At 70.7% G+C, this 22,095-nt stretch carries 15 protein-coding genes and 1 pseudogene; 9 read left to right on the top strand and 7 right to left on the bottom strand.

Annotated elements, in window-relative coordinates; translation table 11 throughout:
- Positions 1–41: 41 nt before the first annotated feature.
- Complete coding sequence (locus AB5J53_RS18460) at positions 42–2,339, bottom strand: ArnT family glycosyltransferase (protein WP_369246760.1); 2,298 nt, start codon at positions 2,337–2,339, stop codon at positions 42–44.
- 245 nt (positions 2,340–2,584) lie between these two features.
- Here AB5J53_RS18460 and AB5J53_RS18455 point away from each other — a divergent pair, with 245 nt between their 5' ends.
- The 3 genes from AB5J53_RS18455 (at position 2,585) to AB5J53_RS18445 (ending at position 8,479) form a co-directional block, all read left to right on the top strand.
- The gene (locus tag AB5J53_RS18455) at positions 2,585–3,511 is read left to right on the top strand and encodes a serine hydrolase (protein ID WP_369246759.1); all 927 of its coding nucleotides are present in this window, start codon (positions 2,585–2,587) and stop codon (positions 3,509–3,511) included.
- A gap of 53 nt (positions 3,512–3,564) precedes the next feature.
- Positions 3,565–4,626: an esterase-like activity of phytase family protein gene (locus AB5J53_RS18450; RefSeq protein ID WP_369246758.1), complete on the top strand. Its 1,062-nt coding sequence runs from the start codon at positions 3,565–3,567 to the stop codon at positions 4,624–4,626.
- A gap of 106 nt (positions 4,627–4,732) precedes the next feature.
- On the top strand, positions 4,733–8,479 hold the full coding sequence (locus tag AB5J53_RS18445; protein WP_369252308.1) for an ABC transporter ATP-binding protein: 3,747 nt from the start codon (positions 4,733–4,735) through the stop codon (positions 8,477–8,479).
- Between the two features lie 46 nt (positions 8,480–8,525).
- Here the strand turns inward: AB5J53_RS18445 and AB5J53_RS18440 are convergent, their stop codons facing one another.
- Entirely contained in the window at positions 8,526–9,029 is a 504-nt protein-coding gene (locus AB5J53_RS18440) for a hypothetical protein (RefSeq protein ID WP_369246757.1), read from the bottom strand.
- A 164-nt stretch (positions 9,030–9,193) separates the two neighbouring features.
- Between AB5J53_RS18440 and AB5J53_RS18435 the strand changes: the two genes are divergently transcribed.
- Together AB5J53_RS18435 and AB5J53_RS18430 are read left to right on the top strand one after the other, a co-directional pair.
- Positions 9,194–9,583: a hypothetical protein gene (locus AB5J53_RS18435; protein WP_369246756.1), complete on the top strand. Its 390-nt coding sequence runs from the start codon at positions 9,194–9,196 to the stop codon at positions 9,581–9,583.
- 111 nt (positions 9,584–9,694) lie between these two features.
- Positions 9,695–11,143 (top strand): S28 family serine protease, encoded by a 1,449-nt coding sequence (locus AB5J53_RS18430; RefSeq protein WP_369246755.1) that lies wholly within the window; start codon positions 9,695–9,697, stop codon positions 11,141–11,143.
- A 63-nt stretch (positions 11,144–11,206) separates the two neighbouring features.
- Here AB5J53_RS18430 and AB5J53_RS18425 read toward each other — a convergent pair whose 3' ends face one another.
- The 4 genes from AB5J53_RS18425 to AB5J53_RS18410 form a co-directional block, all read right to left on the bottom strand.
- Positions 11,207–15,370 (bottom strand): trypsin-like peptidase domain-containing protein, encoded by a 4,164-nt coding sequence (locus tag AB5J53_RS18425; RefSeq protein WP_369246754.1) that lies wholly within the window; start codon positions 15,368–15,370, stop codon positions 11,207–11,209.
- A complete protein-coding gene (locus AB5J53_RS18420) occupies positions 15,370–15,717 on the bottom strand; it encodes a CU044_2847 family protein (RefSeq protein ID WP_369246753.1) in 348 nt (115 codons plus the stop codon). Before AB5J53_RS18420 ends, AB5J53_RS18425 begins: the two co-directional genes overlap by 1 nt.
- Before the next feature lie 126 nt (positions 15,718–15,843).
- Complete coding sequence (locus AB5J53_RS18415) at positions 15,844–16,485, bottom strand: hypothetical protein (RefSeq protein WP_369246752.1); 642 nt, start codon at positions 16,483–16,485, stop codon at positions 15,844–15,846.
- A gap of 150 nt (positions 16,486–16,635) precedes the next feature.
- The gene (locus AB5J53_RS18410) at positions 16,636–18,501 is read right to left on the bottom strand and encodes a glycoside hydrolase family 3 protein (RefSeq protein WP_369246751.1); all 1,866 of its coding nucleotides are present in this window, start codon (positions 18,499–18,501) and stop codon (positions 16,636–16,638) included.
- A 458-nt stretch (positions 18,502–18,959) separates the two neighbouring features.
- Here AB5J53_RS18410 and AB5J53_RS18405 point away from each other — a divergent pair.
- The 3 genes and pseudogenes from AB5J53_RS18405 to AB5J53_RS18395 form a co-directional block, all read left to right on the top strand.
- A pseudogene (locus tag AB5J53_RS18405) lies at positions 18,960–19,208 on the top strand (3-phosphoshikimate 1-carboxyvinyltransferase); the annotation flags it as partial.
- 6 nt (positions 19,209–19,214) lie between these two features.
- Positions 19,215–19,736 carry an SMI1/KNR4 family protein gene (locus AB5J53_RS18400; protein WP_369252306.1) on the top strand — a complete coding sequence of 174 codons (522 nt, stop codon included), beginning with the start codon at positions 19,215–19,217 and terminating at the stop codon, positions 19,734–19,736.
- Between the two features lie 67 nt (positions 19,737–19,803).
- Entirely contained in the window at positions 19,804–20,433 is a 630-nt protein-coding gene (locus AB5J53_RS18395; RefSeq protein ID WP_369246750.1) for a GNAT family N-acetyltransferase, read from the top strand.
- A gap of 84 nt (positions 20,434–20,517) precedes the next feature.
- Here the strand turns inward: AB5J53_RS18395 and AB5J53_RS18390 are convergent, their stop codons facing one another.
- Positions 20,518–21,453 carry a LysR family transcriptional regulator gene (locus AB5J53_RS18390; protein ID WP_369246749.1) on the bottom strand — a complete coding sequence of 312 codons (936 nt, stop codon included), beginning with the start codon at positions 21,451–21,453 and terminating at the stop codon, positions 20,518–20,520.
- Positions 21,454–21,503: 50 nt separating this feature from the next.
- Here AB5J53_RS18390 and AB5J53_RS18385 point away from each other — a divergent pair, with 50 nt between their 5' ends.
- The gene (locus AB5J53_RS18385; protein ID WP_369246748.1) at positions 21,504–22,088 is read left to right on the top strand and encodes an RBBP9/YdeN family alpha/beta hydrolase; all 585 of its coding nucleotides are present in this window, start codon (positions 21,504–21,506) and stop codon (positions 22,086–22,088) included.
- The last annotated feature ends 7 nt before the right edge of the window (positions 22,089–22,095 follow it).

Here is a 22,095-nt window from a genome sequence, read left to right as displayed (position 1 = left end):
ATCGGTCAAGGGCCGCAGTGTGAACGGGGGTTCGGTCTGGCTCAGTCGAGGTCCGACGGGTCCAGGCGGTAGAGCGACGACGACTGGCCGTTCTGCGTCTGCGAGTCGGACTCGGAGCCGGAGCCGGAGCCGGAGTCGGAGCCGGTCGAGGAGGTCGTGCTCTTGCTGTACGCGCTCTCCTTCACCGCCGTACCGTGCTTCTGCACCCAGGCCGTGACCTCGGAGCTGACGCTGTCCGAGGCGCCCTGGCCCATGCCACCGCCGCCCATGCCGCCGCCGAGCTGGATGTAGTGCAACTCGCCCTTCTTCACCAGCTCCTTGAGCTTGGCGAGTGTCATCGCCTTGTCGGTGCCGGTCCAGCCCCACATGGAGATGACGGGCTGCCCGCTGCTCACGATCAGCTGCGCGGCACTCTGCGAACCTGACACCGCGAGCAGCCACTTGGCGCCGTCCCGGTGCTTCTTCAGGTACGTGATCAGCTCGCTGTTCGCGCCGCCGCCCATGCCTGCGCCCATACCGCCGCCGAAGCCGCCGCGTTGGCCGGTGGTGCCGCTGGTCCCGCCGGTGCCGTTCGGGGGCGTACCCGTCTCGCCGCCCCCCTGCCCGCCGCCGGGGAAGGCACCGTTCTCGCCGTCGCCGGGCAGCTCGCCGCCGCCCTGCTGAGCGCCGCCGGGGGCACCGCTCGGCGGCGTACCCATCTGACCGTTCGCGCCGTCCTGTTGGGCGCCCTGCTGGGTGCCGCCCGGCATCTCACCGCCACCGGGACCGCCGTTTCCGCCGCCGAAGCCGCCCCGGCCGCCGCCGAAACCGCCGCTGCCCGTGGTCGGCCCGGCCGTCGGGTTGGTGCCGCCCATCATGCCGCCGCCCGAGCCCGAGGGCACCGAAGCGGCGTACGCGGCCGGACCGGCGACGGACGCGACGACGGCTGCGGCCACGGAGGCCGTGAACAACTGGACGCGCCGGCCGGAGCGGAAGACCAGCAGACCCGCGATCGCCAGCGCCATGACCACCGCGATCGTCGGCCACAGCCAGGTGTTCCAGCCGGAGGCCCGGCGCAGCAGCACGATCGACCAGATGCCGGTGGCGCCCAGGGCGACGGGCAGCACCCACACCCACCGCTTGTCGGCACGGAAGGCGCGCAGCAGCATGACGCCGCCGCCTCCGCACAGCACCGCGACACCGGGCGCGAGGGCGGTCGTGTAGTACGGGTGCATGGTGCCTTCGGCCATGGCGAAGGTCAGATAGTGCAGCGCGGTCCAGCCGCCCCAGAGCACCAGCGCGGCACGCGTCAGGTCGGTGCGCGGCGCCCGCCCGCACAGCACCAGACCGCCCACGAGCGCGATGCCCGCGAAGGGCAGCAGCCACGAAATCTGGCCGCCCAGGATGTCGTTGAACATCCGGCCGAGGCCGGCGGTCCCGGAGAAACCGCCGCCCCCGCCCCCGCCGCCTCCGCCGTTGCCCTCGCCGCCGAAGACCCGGCCCAGGCCGTTGTAGCCCATGATCAGGTTCCAGGCGGATCCGTCCGTCGAACCGCCGATGTACGGCCGCTCGGACGCGGGCACCAGCGACACGGCCGCCGCCCACCAGAAGCTGGAGACGGCCAGGGCGACGCCCGCGAGCAGCAGGTTCACGATCCGCTTCACCAGGCCGAGCCGGGACGCGTACAGGTACACCGCGAAGACGGCGGGCAGGGCGATGTAGCCCTGGAGCATCTTGGTGTTGAAGGCGAGTCCGAAGCAGACCGCCGAGCCGATCAGCGGCAGCAGCTTGTCGTTCTGCACGGCGCGCAGCGCGAGCGCCGCGCCGCCGACCATCAGCAGGACCAGCAGCGAGTCGGGGTTGTTGTCGCGGTTGATGGCGACGGTGATCGGGGTGAGCGCGAGCACGAGCGAGGCGATCGCCGCGGCGGCGTGTCCGAACACCCGCTTCACGGACGCGTGCAGGATCCAGATCGTGCCGAGCGCGGCCCCGATCAGCGGCAGCATCATCTGCCAGGTGCCGTAGCCGAACACCCGGCAGGACAGGCCCATGACCATGAGCACGAGCGGTGGCTTGTCGACGGTCATGAAGTTGCCCGCGTCGAGCGAGCCGAAGAACCACGCCTTCCAGCTGTGCGTACCGCTGAGCACGGCCGCGCTGTAGAAGCTGTTCAGGCTGGAGGAGGAGAGGTTCCAGGAGTACAGGACTCCGGCCAGCACCGTGATCGCGATCAGCGCGGGGAGCGACCAGCGGGGTGCGGTGGGTGTGGGGGACGGCCCCTGGGGCGGCGCGGCGGTCGGTACGCCGGGGGCCACGGAGCGGCCGGGGGCCGGGGACAGTGGGTCGGTGGCAGATGTCACCAGTGCACCATGCATACGCCCGATGGGCGCGGGCTGTGCTCTGCCTGGGGGTGAGCTGTGCGTGGGTGAGATACGGGTAAGAGAGCGGCCGCCCCGGTGGCCCCACCCGGTGGCCCCGATAAGTCCGAGCGGTCCGAACCCCCGCCCCGGGAACGCACGTACAACTTTCGGCCGGCCCTGTGAGTCAAGGGAGGCGAGTGCGCCCTTGGCGCATTCGTATCGGTTCAAGGGGATGGGAAGCCTTCATGACTCACCGGAAATCCCGGGGTACCCGTGTGCTCGCAGCGAGCCTCGGCGCCGGAGTGATCGTGCCGCTCGTGGCAGCCGCCACGCCCGCCGCCGCCGCGACGACACCGACGGTCAGCTGTACGTCGGCCCAGGCGGGCCTGGCCACGAAGCTGCAGAGGGACATCACCGCGGCGCTCGCGAACCGCAGGGGGACGATCGCCGTCGGTCTTTACGACCGGACGACCAAGACCACGTGCTCCCTGCGGAGCAGCACCGCCTTCGACTCGGCCAGTGTCGTGAAGGTGACCGTTCTCGCCACGCTGCTGTGGGACGCCAAGAAGCACAATCGGTATCTCACGGATCGCGAGGCGACCCTCGCCACCGCCATGATCACCAAGTCCGACAACAACGCGACCACCACCCTGTGGCGCCAGCTCGGCATGACCAAGATCAAGGGATTCATCGCCGCCGCCGGGATGACCCAGACCGTGCCGGGCGCGAACGGCTACTGGGGTCTCACCCAGATCACCGTCCGCGACGAGCAGAAGCTGCTCGCCCTCGTCACCGCCAAGAACACCGTGCTGAGCGACAACTCCCGCGCGTACATCCTGAAGTTGATGGGGAACGTCATCTCCTCCCAGAGGTGGGGCACGCCCGCCGGGGCGCCCTCCTCCGTCTCCGTGCACGTCAAGAACGGCTGGCTGTCGCGGTCCACGCACGGCTGGCGGGTGCACAGCATCGGCACCTTCAACGGTGGTGGCCACGACTACATGATCTCCGTGCTCACGCACGGGAACAGCACCATGGACTACGGCGTCGCCACCATCCAGGGCGTCGCCAGGGCCATCCACAAGGACCTCGTGCCGGTGACCACGAGCGCCCAGCGGTACACGCCGACGGCCACGCCGCAGGAGGCGTTCCCGGCGGTGCCGTCCGGCGGCTGACGCTTCACGGGGAATCCATCTCGACGGCATCAACTCGCTCTACGGTGACGGCCATGCGCCTGAGATCCGTACTCGCGACCGTCAGCGCCGGGCTGGCGGCGGCCACTTGTCTGTCCGCCGCCACTCCGGTCAACGCCCTTGCGGGCAACGCCTGTTCGCCCTCCGTCTCCATCGAGAGCTTCTCCGACGCGCTCGACAAGACGACGTACGAGGGCACGTTCGTCGGCAACCTCTCCGCGCTCGCCGTGGACCGCGACGGGCGGATAGCCGCGCTGTCCGACCGGTCCTCGCTCTTCACGCTGGACCGCAGGACCCTCCGGCCCACCGGTGTCGTCCCGCTCGCCGACGAGAAGGGCGCCGCGCTCGACTCCGAGGGGCTGGTCGTCGACCTCCCCCACTCTCGGCTCCGCTCGAGCGGGGGGACCCCCATCGGCACCCGTCTCGTCACCTCCGAGACCGAGCCGTCCGTACGCCGCTACGAGCCGGACGGCACCTTGGTCGGCAGCCTCCCCGTGCCGGACGCCCTCAAGGTCGCTCCCGCGGGCCGCGCCACCTCGAACCAGACCTTCGAGGGGCTGACCCTGCTGCCCGGCGGGCACAGGCTGCTCGCAGCCATGGAGGGCGCGCTGTCCGGCGACACCACCGGCATCGTCCGCTTCCAGACCTGGGACCGGCACACCGTCCGCGAGGACTTCCGCCTGTCCGCCCAGTACGGCTACCGCACCGACAGCGGTCTCGGCGTCTCCGAGGTCACCGCCACCCCCGACGGGCGCCTCCTCGTCCTAGAGCGCGGCTTCACGTCGGGCGTCGGCAACACGGTCCGGCTCTACCTGGCGGACCCGCGGCACGCCACGGACACCAGCGGCGTCGACACCCTCACCGGTCAGGACGGCGTACGGCTCGCCCGCAAGACCCTCCTCGCCGACCTCGTGAACTGTCCTTCACTGGGCGCCCAGGCCAAGCAGCCCCAGCCCAATCCACTCCTCGACAACATCGAGGGCCTGGCGGTCACCGGCCGCACCCACGGCCGTCTGAACCTCCTCCTGGTCAGCGACGACAACCAGAACCCGGTCCAGATCACCCGCTTCTACTCCCTGCGGGTCCGGCTGCCGTAGGGGGGCGAATATTGCGGAGGGATGAAATCCGCTTCATTTGGCGTTGGTGCCTTCCGGCGGAGTGAGATCTACGGAAGGCACCGGCGTGGCAGCGCAGCAGGGGGAAATGCGGGGCCGGGCGCGGCGGGAACAGGGAGCCGGCTGGGCACGGCGACTGGCCGGCTACGCATGGCGGTACCCGAAGGACGTCGTCCTCGCGCTCGGCTCGTCGCTGGCCGGCATGGCCGTCATGGCGCTGGTCCCGCTGATCACGAAGGTGATCATCGATGACGTGGTCGGGGATCACACCCGGAGCATGGCTGTCTGGGCGGGCGCCCTCATAGCCGCCGCCGTCGTCGTCTACGTCCTCACCTACATCCGCCGCTACTACGGCGGCCGCCTCGCCCTCGACGTCCAGCACGATCTTCGTACGGAGATGTACGAGACGATCACCCGGCTCGACGGCAGGCGCCAGGACGAGCTGTCCACGGGACAGGTCGTCGGCCGCGCCACCAGCGACCTTCAGCTGATCCAGGGCCTGCTCTTCATGCTCCCGATGACGATCGGGAACATCCTCCTCTTCCTGATCTCGCTCGGGATCATGGCCGCGCTGTCGCTCCCGCTCACCCTCGTGGCGCTCGCCGTCGCCCCCGCCCTCTGGTTCGTCGCCAAGCGCAGCCGCTCCAAGCTGCACCCCGCCACCTGGTACGCGCAGGCGCAGGCCGCCGCCGTCGCGGGCGTGGTCGACGGCGCCGTCAGCGGCGTACGCGTGGTGAAGGGCTTCGGGCAGGAGGAGCAGGAGACCGGGAAGCTCAGGGAGGTCGGGCGGCGGCTCTTCGCGGGGCGGCTGCGGACCATCCGGCTCAACGCCAAGTACACCCCGGCCCTCCAGGCCGTCCCCGCCGTCGGTCAGGTCGCGATGCTCGCGCTGGGCGGCTGGCTCGCCGTGCGCGGGCAGATCACGCTCGGTACGTTCGTGGCGTTCTCCTCGTATCTCGCACAGCTCGTCGGGCCCGTCCGGATGCTCGCCGTCGTCCTCACGGTCGGGCAGCAGGCCCGCGCCGGTGCCGAGCGCGTGCTCGAACTCATCGACACCGAGCCGTCGATCCAGAACGGGACGAAGACGCTGCCCGCCGACGCGCCCGCGACCGTCGAGTTCGACGACGTGTCGTTCGGTTACGAGGCGGGGCGGCCCGTACTGGACGGGCTGTCGTTCGAGATCCGGCCCGGCGAGACCCTCGCCGTCGTCGGCTCCTCCGGCTCCGGGAAGTCCACGGTCTCCCTCCTCCTCCCGCGCTTCTACGACGTCACGCACGGCGCCGTCCTCGTCGGCGGCCACGATGTGCGCGAGCTGACGCAGGATTCGCTGCGCGCCGCGATCGGGCTCGTCCCCGAGGACTCCTTCCTCTTCTCCGACACCGTGCGCGCCAACATCGCGTACGGCCGCCCCGAGGCGACCCAGGAGGAGATCGAGACCGCCGCCCGCGCCGCCCAGGCCGACCGGTTCATCGCCGAGCTGCCCGAGGGCTACGACACCAAGGTCGGCGAGCACGGCCTCACCCTCTCCGGCGGCCAGCGGCAGCGCGTCGCCCTCGCCCGCGCGATCCTCACCGACCCGCGGCTGCTCGTCCTCGACGACGCCACCTCCGCCGTGGACGCCCGCGTCGAGCACGAGATCCACGAGGCCCTCAAGGGGGTCATGGAGGGCCGCACCACCCTCCTGATCGCGCACCGGCGCTCCACGCTCAACCTCGCCGACCGCATCGCCGTGCTCGACGGCGGGCGCCTCGCCGCCATCGGCACCCACGAAGAGCTCCAGCAGCGGTCCCCGCTGTACCGGCGGCTGCTCACCGACCCGGACGAGCTGGGCGGGGTCTCCCCGGGACACGCTCATCCGACGGCACCGCAGGAGGACACCTCCGTACGGGACGAACTGGACGCCGAGTTCGACGCCGAGCGCGGTGTCACGCCGCATCTGTGGACCGGCGACCGGGAGCCGAAGGACAACGCGCTCGCCGGGATGCCCGCCACCCCCGAACTCCTGGCCCAGGTCGAGGCGTTGCCGCCGGCCACCGACGCCCCCGGCATCGACGAGGCGCGCGCGGTCACGCCGGAGGACTCGTACGGACTGCGGCGGCTGCTGCGCGGCTTCGGACTTCCCCTCCTGGTGAGCCTGGGCCTCGTCGCCGTCGACGCGGGCATGAGCCTGCTGCTGCCCGTGCTGATCCGGCACGGCATCGACAAGGGCGTCACCCAGATGGCGCTCGGCGCGGTGTGGGCCGCGGCCGCGCTCGGGCTGGTCACCGTGCTCGTCCAGTGGGCGGCGCAGATCGGCGAGACGCGGATGACGGGACGGACGGGGGAGCGGGTCCTGTACTCGCTCCGCCTGAAGATCTTCGCCCAGCTGCAGCGCCTCGGACTCGACTACTACGAGCGGGAGTTGACGGGTCGGATCATGACCCGGATGACGACCGATGTCGACGCGCTGTCGACCTTCCTGCAGACCGGCCTGGTCACCGCGTTCGTCTCCGTCGTCACCTTCTTCGGCATCATGGGCGCGCTGCTGGTGATCGACGTACAGCTGGCGCTGGTCGTCTTCGTGACGCTGCCGCCGCTGATCATCGGCACGTTCTTCTTCCGCCGGGCGAGCGTGAAGGCGTACGAACTCGCCCGCGAGCGCGTGTCGGTGGTCAACGCCGACCTCCAGGAATCGGTGTCCGGGCTGCTGATCCTGCAGGCGTTCCGGCGTGAGCGCTCGGGCGGGCGACGATTCGCGGAGGGCAGCGACAGCTACCGCCAGGCGCGCATCCGCGGGCAGTGGCTGATATCCGTCTACTTCCCGTTCGTGCAGCTGCTGTCGTCGGTGGCCGCGGCGGCCGTGCTGATCGTGGGCGCCCACCGGGTGGACTCCGGCACCCTGACGACCGGCGCCCTCGTGGCGTACCTCCTCTACATCGACCTCTTCTTCGCGCCCGTGCAGCAGCTCTCGCAGGTCTTCGACGGCTACCAGCAGGCCACCGTCTCGCTCGGCCGCATCCAGGAGCTGCTCCAGGAGCCGACCTCGACGAAGGCCGCCGAGGAGCCGCTCGAGGTCCTCTCCCTTCGGGGCGAAATCGCCTTCGAGGACGTCGACTTCGCGTACGGATCCGCGGACGAGGCCGAAGAGGCCCTCAGCGGCGTGTCGTTGCACATCCCCGCCGGGCAGACCGTCGCCTTCGTCGGGGAGACCGGCGCGGGCAAGTCGACCCTCGTGAAGCTGGTCGCCCGGTTCTACGACCCGACGGGCGGCCGGGTGACGGTCGACGGTACGGATCTGCGGTCGCTTGAGCTGACCTCGTACCGGCACCGGCTCGGGGTCGTCCCCCAGGAGGCGTACCTCTTCCAGGGCACGGTCCGTGACGCCATCGCCTACGGCCGCCCCGCCGCCACCGACGCCGAGGTGGAGGCCGCGGCCCGCGCGGTCGGCGCGCACGACATGATCGCCACGCTGGACGGCGGCTACCTCCACGAGGTCGCCGAGCGCGGCCGCAACCTCTCCGCGGGCCAGCGCCAGCTGATCGCCCTGGCCCGCGCCGAGCTCGTCGACCCGGACGTCCTGCTCCTCGACGAGGCCACCGCCGCGCTGGACCTGGCGACGGAGGCCCTGGTCAACCAGGCCACCGACCGCGTGGCGGGCCGCCGTACCACGCTGGTGGTCGCCCACCGCCTGACGACGGCGGCTCGCGCGGACCGGGTCGTGGTCATGGACCACGGCCGGGTGGCGGAGGACGGCACCCACGACGAGCTGCTCCAACTGGACGGACATTACGCCGAGTTGTGGCGGACGTTTGTGGGGACGCCGGAGCAGGAGGAACCGGTGGCTTCTACCGCCTGAGGTCCGTCGGTCTACCGCGCGACCGCGGTCTACCGCGCGACCGCCGTCAGGACTTCGCCTTGATGTCGGAGATCTTCTTCGTCGCCAGGTCCGACTGAACGGTCAGATACGTGTACGTCGGATGCTGGGCGGAGCCCCACGTCAGCCGCACTGTCGACCAGGTGTGCCCCATTCCGCTGTCCCCGGCCGTCACCTTCCAGGCACGCGGCACGTCCTGGGCGCGCAGCACACCGTCGGCGTGCGCGCGGTTCTCCCACTTGGCCAGGCGCGACCGGAGGTCGGAGGTCAGGTAGAAGGTGCGCAGCTGGGAGTCGAGGTGACCGGATCCCGAGTCGGTCACCGCGTCGATGTAGGCGCCGTAGAAGTCGGCCACCCGGTCGTAGACGGGACCGTTGGCGCCGCTGCGGGCCGGGGGCGGGCTGGTGGAGCTGGCGACCGCCGGTACGGAGGCGCCAGCCGCGGTGAGGAGGGCCGCCGCGACGAGTACGCGGATGGTCGTACGGGAGGGCTTACGGGAGAGCTTCGTGCGTGCGGGCTTCGTGCCGGACATGGACTACCGCCTTTCGCCTGTGACCAGTTGGACACCGGGTAAACATGCACGGTTGCCCCAAACACGGAAAAAACTCTCCCGGATGAGCCGAGGGTGAACGCAACCATCCGACGTACGTCGTGCGTCCGTACACCAGTACGCTGATTGCTGCGGGAGGGACGACAGTGGACAGTGGTGCGATACGCCGACGGTTGGCGCTCGGCGTGGCCGTGCTGGCCGCGTCCGGGCTGTTCGCGCTCGCGAGCCCCGGCAGCGCGCAGGCGGCGACCTCCTACTGCTCGGGACACAAGGTCCGCACGCTGCCCTTCTCGACCGGGTACGTGCAGGTCTACAAGCGCAGCGGTTACGTCTGCGCCGTGACCTTCCCCAAGACTCAGGGGGGCCGCAAGTCGATGTCCGTCAGCGTGCAGGCGCGCGGCAGCCGGCCGGTGGTCGACTCGGGGCGCTTCACGCATCACGCGGGCCCGGTGACCGTGCACGCCGGCCACCGCTGCGTCTGGATCAAGGGTTCGGTCGGCTCGGGCTCGGTGAGCACGGGCTGGATTCTCTGCTGAGTCCCGGACCGGATCAGGGCAAATTCACAGGATTGCCCAACCTCCCCTGGTGTCACGGCAGTTGCTCCGCTAGGTTCCGGCGGACATCTGCGTATTCCCAGGGGAGGGTGCATGCGCAAGGCGCTCAGATGGCTGCTGGCGCTCACGGTGCTCATAGGCACGTTGAGCACGGCCGGGGCGGCCACCGCCGCCCAGCCGGAGGCCACCACCGGCACCGCAAGCAGTGACGTCGACATCAAGGACCGGCTCCTCGCGATACCGGGCATGAGCCTGATCCAGGAGAAGCCGTACACCGGCTACCGGTTCTTCGTCCTCAACTACACCCAGCCGATCGACCACCGGCACCCGTCCAAGGGCACGTTCCAGCAGCGGATCACCGTGCTGCACAAGGACACTTCGCGCCCGACGGTCTTCTACACCGGCGGCTACAACGTCTCCACGAACCCCAGCCGCCGCGAGCCGACCCAGATCGTGGACGGCAACCAGGTCTCGATGGAGTACCGCTTCTTCACTCCGTCCCGGCCCGACCCGGCCGACTGGTCCAAGCTCGACATCTGGCAGGCGGCCAGCGACCAGCACCGTATCTTCGAGGCCCTCAAGCCGATCTACCACCAGAAGTGGGTCTCCACGGGCGGCTCCAAGGGCGGCATGACCGCCACGTACTACGAGCGCTTCTACCCGCGGGACATGGACGGCGTCGTCGCGTACGTCGCCCCCAACGACGTGGTGAACGACGAGGACTCGGCGTACGACCGCTTCTTCGGACAGGTCGGCACCAAGGAGTGCCGCGACAAGCTGAACGCGGTCCAGCGCGAGGCGCTCGTACGCCGGGAGCCGCTGGAGAAGAAGTACGAGGCGTACGCGGCCGACAACGGCTACACGTTCACGACCATCGGCAGCCTCGACAAGGCGTACGAGGCGGTCGTGCTCGACTACGTGTGGGGCTTCTGGCAGTACAGCCTGCTCACGGACTGCGACGCGATCCCGGCGGACGCGGCGCACGCGACGGACGATCAGATCTGGGACTCGGTGGACACGATCTCCGGCTTCTCGGCCTACACCGACCAGGGCCTGGAGACGTACACGCCGTACTACTACCAGGCGGGCACCCAGCTCGGAGCTCCCACGATCCACTTCCCTTACATCGAGAAGAAGTACATCAAGTACGGCTACCAGCCGCCGCGGAACTTCGTCCCGCGCTCCATCCCGATGAAGTTCCAGCCGTGGGCGATGCGCGACGTGGACACCTGGGTCCGCCACCACGCGAACCACATGCTCTTCGTCTACGGCCAGAACGACCCGTGGGGCGCGGAGCGCTTCCGCCTCGGCTCGGGAGCACGCGACTCGTACGTCTTCACGGCGCCGGGTCTGAACCACGGCGCGAATGTCGCCGGCCTGGTCGCCGACGAGAAGGCGCTCGCCACCGCCCGCGTCCTGGAGTGGGCGGGCGTCGCTTCCACCGCGGTCCAGTCGGATCCGTCGGCGGCGAAGCCGCTGGCGCGGTATGACGCGAAGCTGGACGTGCGGGACGTGGAACGCGAGCCCGCGCTGCGTCCGTAACGCCGGTTCGACAGCCACTGGCGGCGGGGTCGGCATCGCCGGACTCCGCCGCCAGTGGCTGGCCTAGTGGTGTGACGGGCATACGGGGCCTACTGATTGGCCAGGGAGGTAGGCCGTCCGTTCCTGTGGGGTGAGGTCGCGGTTGACGGCGCGGCAGATTTTCTGGATCGCTGCGGAAGGTTTGGGGAGGGTGACGTCCCACACGCGCGCTGTTTTGTCCGCACTGGTGGTGGCGAGGGTGTGGCCGTCCGGGCTGAACGCCGCCGATTGCAGCGTGTCGGTGTGTCCGATCAGGGTGGTGCGGGTTTTGCCGGTGGCTACGTCCCACAGCCGGACAGTCGTGTCCGCACTGGTGGTGGCGAGGGTGTGGCTGTCGGGGCTGAATGCCACCGAAGTCACCTCGCCGGTGTGTCCGGTCAGGGTGGTGCGGGTCTTGCCGGTGGCGACGTTCCACAGTCGCGCGGTGTAGTCGGCGCTGGCAGTGGTGAGGGTGTGGCCGTCGGGGCTGAACGCCACCGACCACACCGTGTCGGTATGTCCGGTCAGGGTGGTGCGGGTTTTGCCGGTGGCGACGTTCCACAGTCGCGCGGTGTAGTCGCCGCTGGCGGTGGCGAGGGTGTGGCCGTCGGGGCTGAACGCCACTGAATACACTGGGCCAGCGTGCTCAGTCAGGGTGGTGCGGGTCTTGCCGGTGGTGACGTCCCACAGTCGTACGGTGTAGTCGATGCTGGCGGTGGCGAGGGTGTGGCCGTCGGGGCTGAACGCCACCGACTGCACCGCGTCGGTGTGTCCGGTCAGGGTGGTGCGGGTTTTGCCGGCGGTGACGTCCCACAGTCGGGCACTCTTGTCGGCGCCGGCGGTGGCGAGGGTGTGGCCGTCGGGGCTGAACGCCACCGAAGTCACCTCGCCGGTGTGTCCGGTCAGGGTGGCGCGGGTTTTGCCGGTGGTGACGTCCCACAGTCGGGCAGTCTTGTCGGCGCTGGCGGTGGCGAGGGTGTGGCCGTCGGGGCTGAATGCCACCGAATACACCGTGTTGGTGTGGCCGATCAGGGACGTGCGGGTGGCACCGGTGGTGACGTCCCACAGCCGTACGGTGTGGTCGTCGCCGGCGGTGGCGAGGGTGTGGCCGTCGGGGCTGAACGCCACCGACTCCACCTGGTTGGTGTGGCCGATCAGGGACGTGCGGGTGGCACCGGTGGTGACGTCCCACAGCCGTACGGTGTGGTCGCCGCTGCCGGTGGCGAGGGTGTGGCCGTCGGGGCTGAACGCCACCGACGCCACCGTGTTGGTGTGGCCGATCAGGGTGGTGCGGGTCTTGCCGGTGGAGACGTTCCACAGCCGCGCGGTCAAGTCAGCGCTGCCGGTGGCGAGGGTGTGGCCGTCGGGGCTGAACGCCACCAACCACACCGTGCCGGTGTGTCCGGTCAGGATGGTGCGGGTCTTGCCGGCGGTGACGTCCCACAGTCGGGCAGTCTTGTCGGCGCTGGCGGTGGCGAGGGTGTGGCCGTCGGGGCTGAATGCCACAGACCACACTTCGCCGGTGTGTCCGGTCAGGGTGGTGCGGGTCTTGCCGGTGGCGAGGTTCCATAGTCGTACGGTGTGGTCGGTGCTGGCGGTGGCGAGGGTGTGGCCGTCGGGGCTGAATGCCACAGACCACACCGCGCTGGTGTGTCCGGTCAGGGTGGTGCGGATCTTGCCACTGGCGACGTTCCACAACTGCACAGGGCCATCGGAGCTGGCGGTGGCGAGGGTGTGGCCGTCGGGGCTGAACGCCAGCGAAGTCACCTCGCCGGTGTGGCCAATCAGGGTGGTGCGGGTTTTGCCGGTGGCAACGTTCCACAGCCGTACGGTGTGGTCGCCACCGGCGGTGGCGAGGGTGTGGCCGTCGGGGCTGAACGCCACCGACCACACCGTCTTGGTGTGGCCGGCCAGACGCCGATGCAATGGGAGGGCCGCAGCGGTTCGCAAGCCTTCGATGGACTCGGGAGTGTGGCTGGTGCGGTACGCCTGGACGGCCAACAGCGAGGCGAGTTCAGGGTTTGCGCCGATGAGCGTGTCGGACTGGGCGGCGAGCTGCCGGGACAGTGCTGCTTGCCGTTCGTCGACCGCCGTCCGCCACTGCCAGAGGGTGCCCCCTGCGGCGAGGAGCGCGAGTACCAGCAGTGCCGCAAGGATGGTGTTGAGGCGCCTGCTGCGCCGGATGGCCGCCTGTTGGCGCTGCTTGCTGGCGCGGAGAAAGGCCGTGATGTCGCCCGGCAGCCGGCGCCGCCGCGACCATTCGAGGCCCTCCTCGAGTGCCGTCCCCCCGAGCAGGTCACCGGCGTCGTTCTTCTCCGCCCAGCGGGCACTCCGTTCGTGCGTGCGGTCCAGCCATTCGTGGAAACGATGATCCTGCCTGACCCACTCGCGCAGTGTGCCCCAGTCACGGACGAGCGCGTCATGGATCAGTTCGGCCACCGGCTCGCCGGGAGGGGCGTCGGGGCGTTGGGGGTCGCGGAGCGTCTGGGTGGTGATGATGCGATGGCATGTGAGGGTGTCCATGACGGCGTCGACGTCACCGTCGGGGGAGTCGCCGGGGTCGGCTGCCAGGTCGCGGAGTTCGTCGAGGGGGACCTGCGCGCGGACGGCCGGGATGCGGCGGCTGCGGTCGGCGGGGTGTACCAGGGAGGTCAGGGTGCGCCGTGCGATGCGCCGTTGATCGTCAGACAGGTCATCGAGGGCGCTGTCGCACCACGTGGTCAGGCTGCCGCTGACCGCTCCGATGCGACGGTACGCCTCATGGGTGAGGTATCCGTCCTGCCGCCGAAGCCATAGCTGGCTGAGCGTCAGCTCCAACAGGGGCAGCACGGTGACGGGTGCCTGCCGCGTCGTTGCTGCCTCCGGAGTGATGGCCAGGACGTCGGTGATGATCCGCTCCGGCAGCCCTGGTTGGAAATGGAGGCCCACGTCCTGGGCGGGCAGGGTGATGATGTCGTGCAGGTCCTGCTGGCTCAGGGTGCCGGGCACGTTGAGGAGGCCTGGCATCGCCGCGTCCAGCAACCTGGGTGCCAGAGCGGCTAGTTGGGGGTAGAAGTCGTCGCGCATGACCAGGATCACACTGAGGTCGGCGTGCGACTCGACCGCAGTGGCGATCTGGTCCGCGACTGCCGTGAGGCTCCGCCGGTGGCCATTGGTGGTCTGGGTGAAGAGCTCCTCGAACTGGTCGATGATCAGCAGGATGCGCTGGTGGGCGGGTTCGGCCGCGAATCGACGGGTGACCGCCGCGGCGATCCCGTCGGTGATGGCCCCGGGCAGCCCCGCCCGCTCGATCTCCGCCAGCAGGTCCTGCCTGGGCCGGGCGAGCACCGGCAGCCACAGGTCACTGCCCGGCAGCGCGCCCGCGGTCAGCGCCCGCAGCACACCCGCCTGGATCAAGGACGACTTGCCCGACCCGGACGGCCCGAGCAGCAGCGTCAGCCGCCGTTGCAGAGCCAGGTTCGTCACGACCTGCCGTACCGCGTCCTTGCGGCCTTCGAACCACCGGGCCTGCTCCGCAGTGAACGGCTCCAGTCCCCGGTAGGGGCACACATCCTGCTCGGCAAGCTCCGGCAGGATCTCCCGCAGCACCTGCGTAGGGGTGACGTACGCGATGCCCTGCCCCCGCTCGTATTCGTCGGGAGCGGCGATCTCGGTGAGCATCCCGATGACCAGGCCGGTCACCTCGTCGAGGACGGGCCCGCCACTGAACCCGGTGGTGAGGTCATTGGCGGCGGTCAGCTGCAGATGCGCGCCCGTGCCGTCCGAGGCCGGCAACAGGGCTCCGGCCACGCCGAAGCCGAAGTGGCCGTCGGGCGGGGCCTGGGCGGGAAACCCGAACGAGCGCACCTGGTGGCCCCGGGACCCCTCCGCGGAGCCCAGCGGCAGAGTCCTCATGCCCGCCGACGCACCGCTCAGCCGGATGAAGGCCACGTCCTCGTCGTCCGGGGCCCGCCACAGCTCGTCCAGGACATGCCCCTCCACCCCGTCCGCACCCTCCACATGCGGGAAGGACAGCCGCACCTGCTCTCCCGGGCCGCCCCCCGCCGCCTGGACGACGTGCGCACAGGTGACCAGGACGCCCTCGTCCACCAGGAAACCGGCGCCGGCCACCCTCCCGTCCGGTCCGAGGATCTGGGCCACCGCAGCGAGGAGGTCCGACGCAAGGCCGCCGCCCGCCGGGCTCTCGGTGCTGTCCACGGGATCAGCCATCAGCCCGCACTCCCGTCCGCACGAGAGCGGTCGGGGCTCTCCCTCTTCCACGACACGGTCACCTGCAAGTGGCAGTTGGCGCGGCTCTTGGTGATCACGGCCCCGGCCTCGACCGCGAGATCGACACCGAACTCGACCGTGATCGCGTCGGGCCGAGCCTTGCGCAGTTGGTCGAGCGTGGCCCGGGCCGCTTCCGTGACCGGCTCCAGGGACTCCTGCAGAGTCCCCGGCAGTTCGTGAACGGCATCGCTGATGCGACCGGCCTTCACCGGCCCCTCCGGGCCGGCCGGTGACTCGACCAGTACGCAGCCCCCGCCTTCCAACGGAATCCGAGTCAGAGGTGCCAAAACGCCTCCTCTGCCTCTCGTGTTCAGTCGTCCGGGATCTTGACCAGCATGCTCATTTCTGGCATATGCCGCATCCCGGAGTGGGCTGTGCGAATGAGCCCGCTGAGTGATGTCCCGCCCCGAGGGTCACACCGGGCGCGCGCAGCCCACGGGTTTGCTGCCGCCCAGTTGGACGTACAGGGCCGTGGACGCCGGGCATTTCGCCCGGGCGGTGACCGCTGACGTCACCTTGTACTCCGGGGGCTTCTTGCCCTTGCCGTCGCAGGCCGTCTCGCGCACCTGGCCGCTGCCCGCGCTGTAGACGCAGTCGCCGACGATGGTGCGGGGGCCTCCGCCGCCGCCCGGGTCGCCGGGGTGCGGGGGTTCGAGCTTGCGCATGCAGGCGTAGCCCTGGGGGACCGCGCCGTCGCCGTCCTCGTCCGAGGCGGGTGCGGTCTGGCTGATGTGCAGGACGAAGTCCGTCGTCGCGGGGCAGGACGGGCCGTCCGCGACCTTGCCGTCGTAGCGGGCGATCACCCGTGCGGCGGCCCGTTCGCTCGTGCAGGGCACCTCCGTGAAGCTGGTCGTCCCGAAGGAGCTGCACTCGTCGACGCCGAGGAACACCGCGCCGTAGCCGGAGGGCCGCGTCGGTGTCGCTCCAGCGCTGGGCGCGCCGTCCCCGGAATCGGAGCCGGACGACCAGCGCTGACAACCGCAGAGCACGGCCAGAGCAAGCAGAAGCGCGCACAGCGCCCCGATGGAACGCCGACCCGACGCGCTGGCTCGCATGGCTTCCCCCCGATACCCCGGTCCAGCGTGACCCGCCACAGCGGGCACACGCCAGACGTGCGGGGTGCTTTGCGCTACTTGGGGGTGGTGCGCCGGGTGTGCGACGTACGTCTCGTACGTCAACCCGTACCCGATCGGCTACAGCACTTGCTAGTACGTCAACCCGTACCCGATCGGGTACAGCACCTTCGTCGGATCGTCCGCCCGCTGCACCGGTACCGGCAGCCTGCCGTGCGGGTCGACGCGGCCCGCGATCGCCCGGGCGGCCGCGCGCAGTTCCACGTCCGTCCAGGAGTACGTCGCCACGTAGGCGCCCACGGAGGGGAGTTGAGCCACGTCGTACGGGTTGCGAATGGCGATCGCGACGACCGGGACACCCGTGGCGACGAGCTGCTCCACGAGGGTCTTCTGGGAACCGGTCGCCGTCACGTTGTACGTCCCGACGACCACCGCGTCCGCGTCCTTCGCCGCCGCGACCGCCCGGGCGATCGTCGCCGTCGAGGGTGCGGTGCCGGTGGACAGGGCCGTCGCCGTGAAGCCCAGCTCGGTCAGGGCGCCGGCGAGGACGGTGGTGGGCGGTCCGTCGGAGAGCGACGGGGAGGCGGGGTCGGCGCCGACGACGAGCACCTTCGGGGTGCGCCGGCGGGACAGCGGCAGCAGGCCCTCCTTGTTGACCAACAGGGTCGTCGTGCGCTCGGCGATCCGGTCGGCCGCCCTGAGGTGCGCCGGGATGCCGACAGCGCGGTCGACGCCGCCGTCGGTGACGTAAGGGTCGCTCAGCAGCCCCAGCTTCGCCTTGAGGCGGAGCACCCGCAGGATCGACTCCTCGAGGCGGGCCTCGGTCAGCTCGCCGCCGCGCACGGCATTCAGCACCGCGTTCCACGCGATGTCCAGGGAGGGCGGGTTGAGGAGCTGGTCGACACCGGCCTTGAGGGCGAGCACGGGGACGCGGTCGTCGCCGTACTTCTGCCGTACGCCCTCCATGCCGAGCGAGTCCGTCACCACGACTCCGTCGTAGCCGAGCTCCTCGCGCAGGATGCCGGTGAGGATCGGGCGGGAGAGCGTGGCCGGGTCGCCGGACGGGTCGAGTGCCGGGACCATGATGTGCGCGGTCATGATCGAGTCGATGCCTGCGCGGATGGCCGCCCGGAAGGGCACGGCGTCGAGGGTCGACCACAGCTCCCGGCTGTGCGTGATGACCGGGAAGCCGAAGTGGCTGTCCACGGCCGTGTCGCCGTGCCCCGGGAAGTGCTTGGCGGTCGCCGCGACCCCGGACGCCTGATACCCCTTCACCTCGGCCGCCACCAGGCCGGCCACCGCGTCCGGGTCGGCGCCGAAGGAGCGCACGCCGATGACCGGGTTGGCCGGGTTGACGTTCACGTCGGCGACCGGGGAGTAGTCCTGGCGGATGCCGAGGGCGTGCAGCTCGGCGCCGCCGATGCGGCCCACCGTGCGGGCGTCCTCCCGCGAACCTCCCGCACCCAGCGCCATGGCGCCCGGGAACAGCGTCGCGGGCTTGCCCACGCGAGCCACTATCCCGTGCTCCTGGTCGGTGGAGATGAGGACGGGCAGCCCGCGCGGCTGGTCCAGGCTGACCTTCTGAATCCCGTTCGACAGATCCGCGATCTGGTGCGGATTGCGGGTGTTGTGCGCCCAGGCGAAGTAGATGATCCCGCCGACGCGGTACTTGGCGATCAGCTCGGCGGCCGTCCTGACGCCGATCTCCTTGAGGTTGGCGTCGATGTCGGCCTGGTCGGGCGCGGTGGCCGAATGGCCGTACACCCGCATGACGAAGAGCTGGCCGACCTTCTCCTCCAGCGTCATACGGGAGATCAGGGCGCGGAGTTCCTTGTCGTCGTGCCGGTCGACGTCGTCGCCGGCGTACGCGCTTCCGCCGGCGGCGAGGGCGGCGGTGACGCCCGCGGTGGCGCCGGCGGTGGCGGCGAGAACGGTACGTCGGGATGGCCCGGCCGGTCTCGACGGTCTTGCGGTGCTTCCCGTGCTGGAGTCGCGCACGAGCGCTCCTTCCCTCATGAAGGAAACTTCCGAGGAGTCACGAATATCCGGGAAGTTTCTTCCAGTCAAGAGTGTGCACAGTAACCCGCGTTGGGGCCGCCACCGGCGCAGTTGGAGGGGGGCGCGCCGGTGACGGCGTGCTGCCGGCCGCAGGCGGCGGAGAGGGTGGTCAGCGTTCGCAGCCAGCAGCGAGGCCGACACCGCACTGCGGAGACTCATCCGACAGCATGCGGATTGGACGAAGGGCAGCTGCTCCGGGTTCCCCGGTTTCCGGGTAACTCCGGAAGTTGGGACGGGGGTTTCGGGCGGGGATGGTGAGCCGCCTGCCCCGACCTCGGCTCCAGCCGGCCTCAGCCGTGCTCCGACACCGAGGACCAGTGCCCCTGGAGCGTCCGCACCGAAGGTCCACTTGGCGGACGTTCCGGCGAGGGAGCAGGTCAGGGAGCCAGCATGAGGGCATGGCCGTAGTCGACATCCCCGGTTCCAAGTCCATCACCGCCCGCGCCCTCTTCCTGGCGGCGGCGGCCGACGGGGTCACCACCCTGCTGCGCCCGCTCCGCTCGGACGACACCGAGGGTTTCGCGGAGGGCCTGACCCGGCTCGGGTATCGCGTCGGGCGGACCCCGGACACCTGGCACGTCGACGGCCGCCCGCAGGGCCCCGCGGTCAAGGAGGCGGACGTGTACTGCCGGGACGGCGCGACGACGGAACACATGAGCCCCACCGGCGACCGCCGCTTCCCGCCCGCGCTCGCCGCCCTGAGCGAGGCCGCGTTCGACTACGACGACGGCAACGGCATCGACTACGAGCCGTGGGGCGACTTCCTGACCGCCGAGGAGACCACCGACTGGCTGCGGGCCTGGACCGGGAACTCCGAGCTGGACGGGGACGCGTTCCGGGTGTTCGGACAGGACGGGACCGGCGGCTACGCGGCGTTCTGGCGTGTCCGCCCGGAGCGCGAACTCGTCGACCAGCCGGTCGTCTTCTTCGGCTCCGAGGGCAGTCTGGGCGTGGTGGCGAGCGACCTGGCGGGCTACTTGCGGGTCCTCGCCGACGGGGTCGGTCCCATGGAAGCGGTCGACTACCCGGGGCAGAGCGCGGCCCCCGACCCGGCGCTGCTCGCCGTCGCCGAACGGTACGCGCCGGGGGCACGGGAGTCGGCGACGGATGTCGTCGCGGCGGCCGGGCGGGAGTTCCCCGGTTTCGAGGATCTCGTCCTCGGCTGGTGCCGCTGAATCCGGAGGCTCGAGGCGCCGGGAATTTCGTTCGACGGCCACGATCTCGTACGGAACACTTCGGCCGGTGACTTTCCATCTCGAGGGACCGGTCCTGGAAGGCGAGCTCGTACGTCTGGAGCCGCTGGGCCATCGTCATGCCGCCGACCTGGCCGTCGCGGCCGAGGAGGACAGGGGTTCGTACGAGTTCACCTGGGTGCCCCGGGCCGCCGAGGTCGGGCAGTACATCGACGCGCAGCTCGCCCGCGCCGCGAGGGGTCAACTAGCTCCGTATGCCCAGGTGTTGACGTCCACGGGACGCGCCATCGGCGCCACGTCCTACTGGGAGCCCCGCTCCTGGCGTGGCGACGACCGCCTCGACGCCATCGAGGTCGGCTTCACCTGGCTCGCCCGCTCGGCCCAGGGCACCGGCGCGAACGCCGAGTCCAAGCTGCTGCTCTTCGGCCACGCCTTCGAGCAGTGGGGCGTGGCCCGCGTCGACCTCAAGACCGACGCGCGCAACCGCCGTTCCCGCGCCGCGATCGAGCGCACGGGCGCCCGCTTCGAGGGCGTCCTGCGCAACTGGTCCCGCTCCTGGGCCCCGGGCGAGGAGGGCCTGTTGCGTGACTCCGCGATCTATTCGATTACGGCGGAGGAGTGGCCGGAGTGCCGGGGGCGGTTGGAGCAGCGGGTGGGCGGGTTCCTGTCCCGCACGTAGCGATGAGCCGCCGGGGGCTTGTCACGGGGGCTGTCGGGTCGGCCCCCTGGCCGGAGCTCAACGCCACCGTCGGGGCCTGGGTGCTCAGCCGACCAAGTCGGCGGCCGTGGTGCGTAGTTGATCCCGAACGGCGGCCAGCACAGGATCGCGCTCCGACCCTGTGCGTACGGCCACGAAGACGTTCCGGGACGGCGGCGCACCCTCGGTGGACAGCAGCGCGAGGCGGCGATGGGCGTACAGCGGCTGGACCAGGCGGGGGATCAGCGCGACCCCCTGGCCCGCCTCGACGAGCGCGGCGAGCGCACCCCAGTCGTTGACGGCGTGCCGGATGTCCGGCGTGAACCCGGCGGCCGCGCAGACGGAACGGGTGACGGCGCCGCAGCAGCTGCGCGCGTCCCCGACGATCCAGGCGTCGGTGGCGAGGTCGCGCAGAGTCACCCGGTCGCGGCCCGCGAGGCGGTGATCCGCCGGGACGGCGAGGTCCAGGACGTCGGCGAACAGGTCGGTGCGGGTGTAGCGCCGGTCGGTGTGCGGCGGCGCGGCGGCGAAGTCGACGGCCACGGCGACGTCGACCTGGCCCGAGTCGAGCGCGGTGAACAGGTCCGGCGGCTCGGCCTCGACGACGTCGACGCGGACGTGAGGCAGTCGCGCGGCCAGCGTGCGCAGAGCGTCGGGGAGCAGACCGAGTATCCCGCTGGAGAAGCAGCCGATGGTGACCGACCCGCGCCCGCCCTCCCCGTACGCCGCCAAGTCGGCCCGCGCCCGCTCCAGTTGGGCGGCGATCAGATCGGCGTGGGCCAGCAGGACGCGCGCCTGTCCGGTCAGCCGTACGCCTCTGCCGTCGCGCTCCGTCAGCGGTACGCCCGCCTCGCGGGCCAGCGCGGCGATCTGCTGGGAGACCGCGGAGGGGGTCAGATGCAGGGCCTCTGCCGTTCGCGCCAGGCTGCCGCGACGCCGGAGTTCGCGCAGGACGGTCAGGCGGCGCAGATCGACAGTGAAGGTCTCACTTATCTGTTCCACGCGGAAAGATTAACTGGACCTGTGTGCCGGTGATCGGAAACCATCGCCTCATGACCACCAAGCACTTCCTGATCCTCCATGGCTGGCAGAACCACCGCCCGAAGGACCACTGGCAGCACTGGCTGGCCGACCGGCTGACGGAGTTGGGCCATCACGTCACGTACCCGCAGCTGCCTGATCCCGACGACCCCGACCTGGAGGTGTGGCTCGGCGAACTGGCCCGTCACCTCGACCGGCCGACCGGCGCCGAGCGTGTCGTACTCGCCCACAGCGCGTCCGCCGTGCTGTGGCTGCACGCCGCCGCGCGCGGTGTGCCCGGCCTCGACGTCGACCGGGCGCTCCTCGTGGCCCCGCCGTCCCCATCCGTCCTCGTACGGCACCCGGAGATCGCGGAGTTCGCCCCACCGCCGCTCGACGGCATCCAGCTGCCCGGGCCCACACGGCTCGTCGCCGGCGACGACGACCCGTACTGTCCGGAAGGCGCCCGCACCGTCTACGGCGACCCCCTGGGCGTACCGACCGAGATCATCCCCGGGGCCGCGCACCTGGACCTGGATGCCGGTTACGGCTCCTGGCCCGCTGTGCTGGACTGGTGCCTCGACGGGACGGCGCCGCTCACGGCTCGCCCGGCGTAGGGCTCGT

Origin of the sequence: Streptomyces sp. R41 (assembly GCF_041053055.1) — a bacterium.
In the GTDB taxonomy this organism is placed as follows: Bacteria; Actinomycetota; Actinomycetes; order Streptomycetales; family Streptomycetaceae; genus Streptomyces.
This window is presented reverse-complemented; position numbering and strand designations above follow the sequence as displayed.

Coding starts and splice junctions, on each gene's coding strand:
- AB5J53_RS18440 (WP_369246757.1), bottom strand. CDS start 9,029: ATGTCCGGCACGAAGCCCGCACGCACGAAGCTCTCCCGTAAGCCCTCC.
- AB5J53_RS18445 (WP_369252308.1), top strand. CDS start 4,733: ATGCGGGGCCGGGCGCGGCGGGAACAGGGAGCCGGCTGGGCACGGCGA.
- AB5J53_RS18430 (WP_369246755.1), top strand. CDS start 9,695: ATGCGCAAGGCGCTCAGATGGCTGCTGGCGCTCACGGTGCTCATAGGC.
- AB5J53_RS18450 (WP_369246758.1), top strand. CDS start 3,565: ATGCGCCTGAGATCCGTACTCGCGACCGTCAGCGCCGGGCTGGCGGCG.
- AB5J53_RS18455 (WP_369246759.1), top strand. CDS start 2,585: ATGACTCACCGGAAATCCCGGGGTACCCGTGTGCTCGCAGCGAGCCTC.
- AB5J53_RS18415 (WP_369246752.1), bottom strand. CDS start 16,485: ATGCGAGCCAGCGCGTCGGGTCGGCGTTCCATCGGGGCGCTGTGCGCG.
- AB5J53_RS18400 (WP_369252306.1), top strand. CDS start 19,215: ATGAGCCCCACCGGCGACCGCCGCTTCCCGCCCGCGCTCGCCGCCCTG.
- AB5J53_RS18385 (WP_369246748.1), top strand. CDS start 21,504: ATGACCACCAAGCACTTCCTGATCCTCCATGGCTGGCAGAACCACCGC.
- AB5J53_RS18425 (WP_369246754.1), bottom strand. CDS start 15,370: ATGGCTGATCCCGTGGACAGCACCGAGAGCCCGGCGGGCGGCGGCCTT.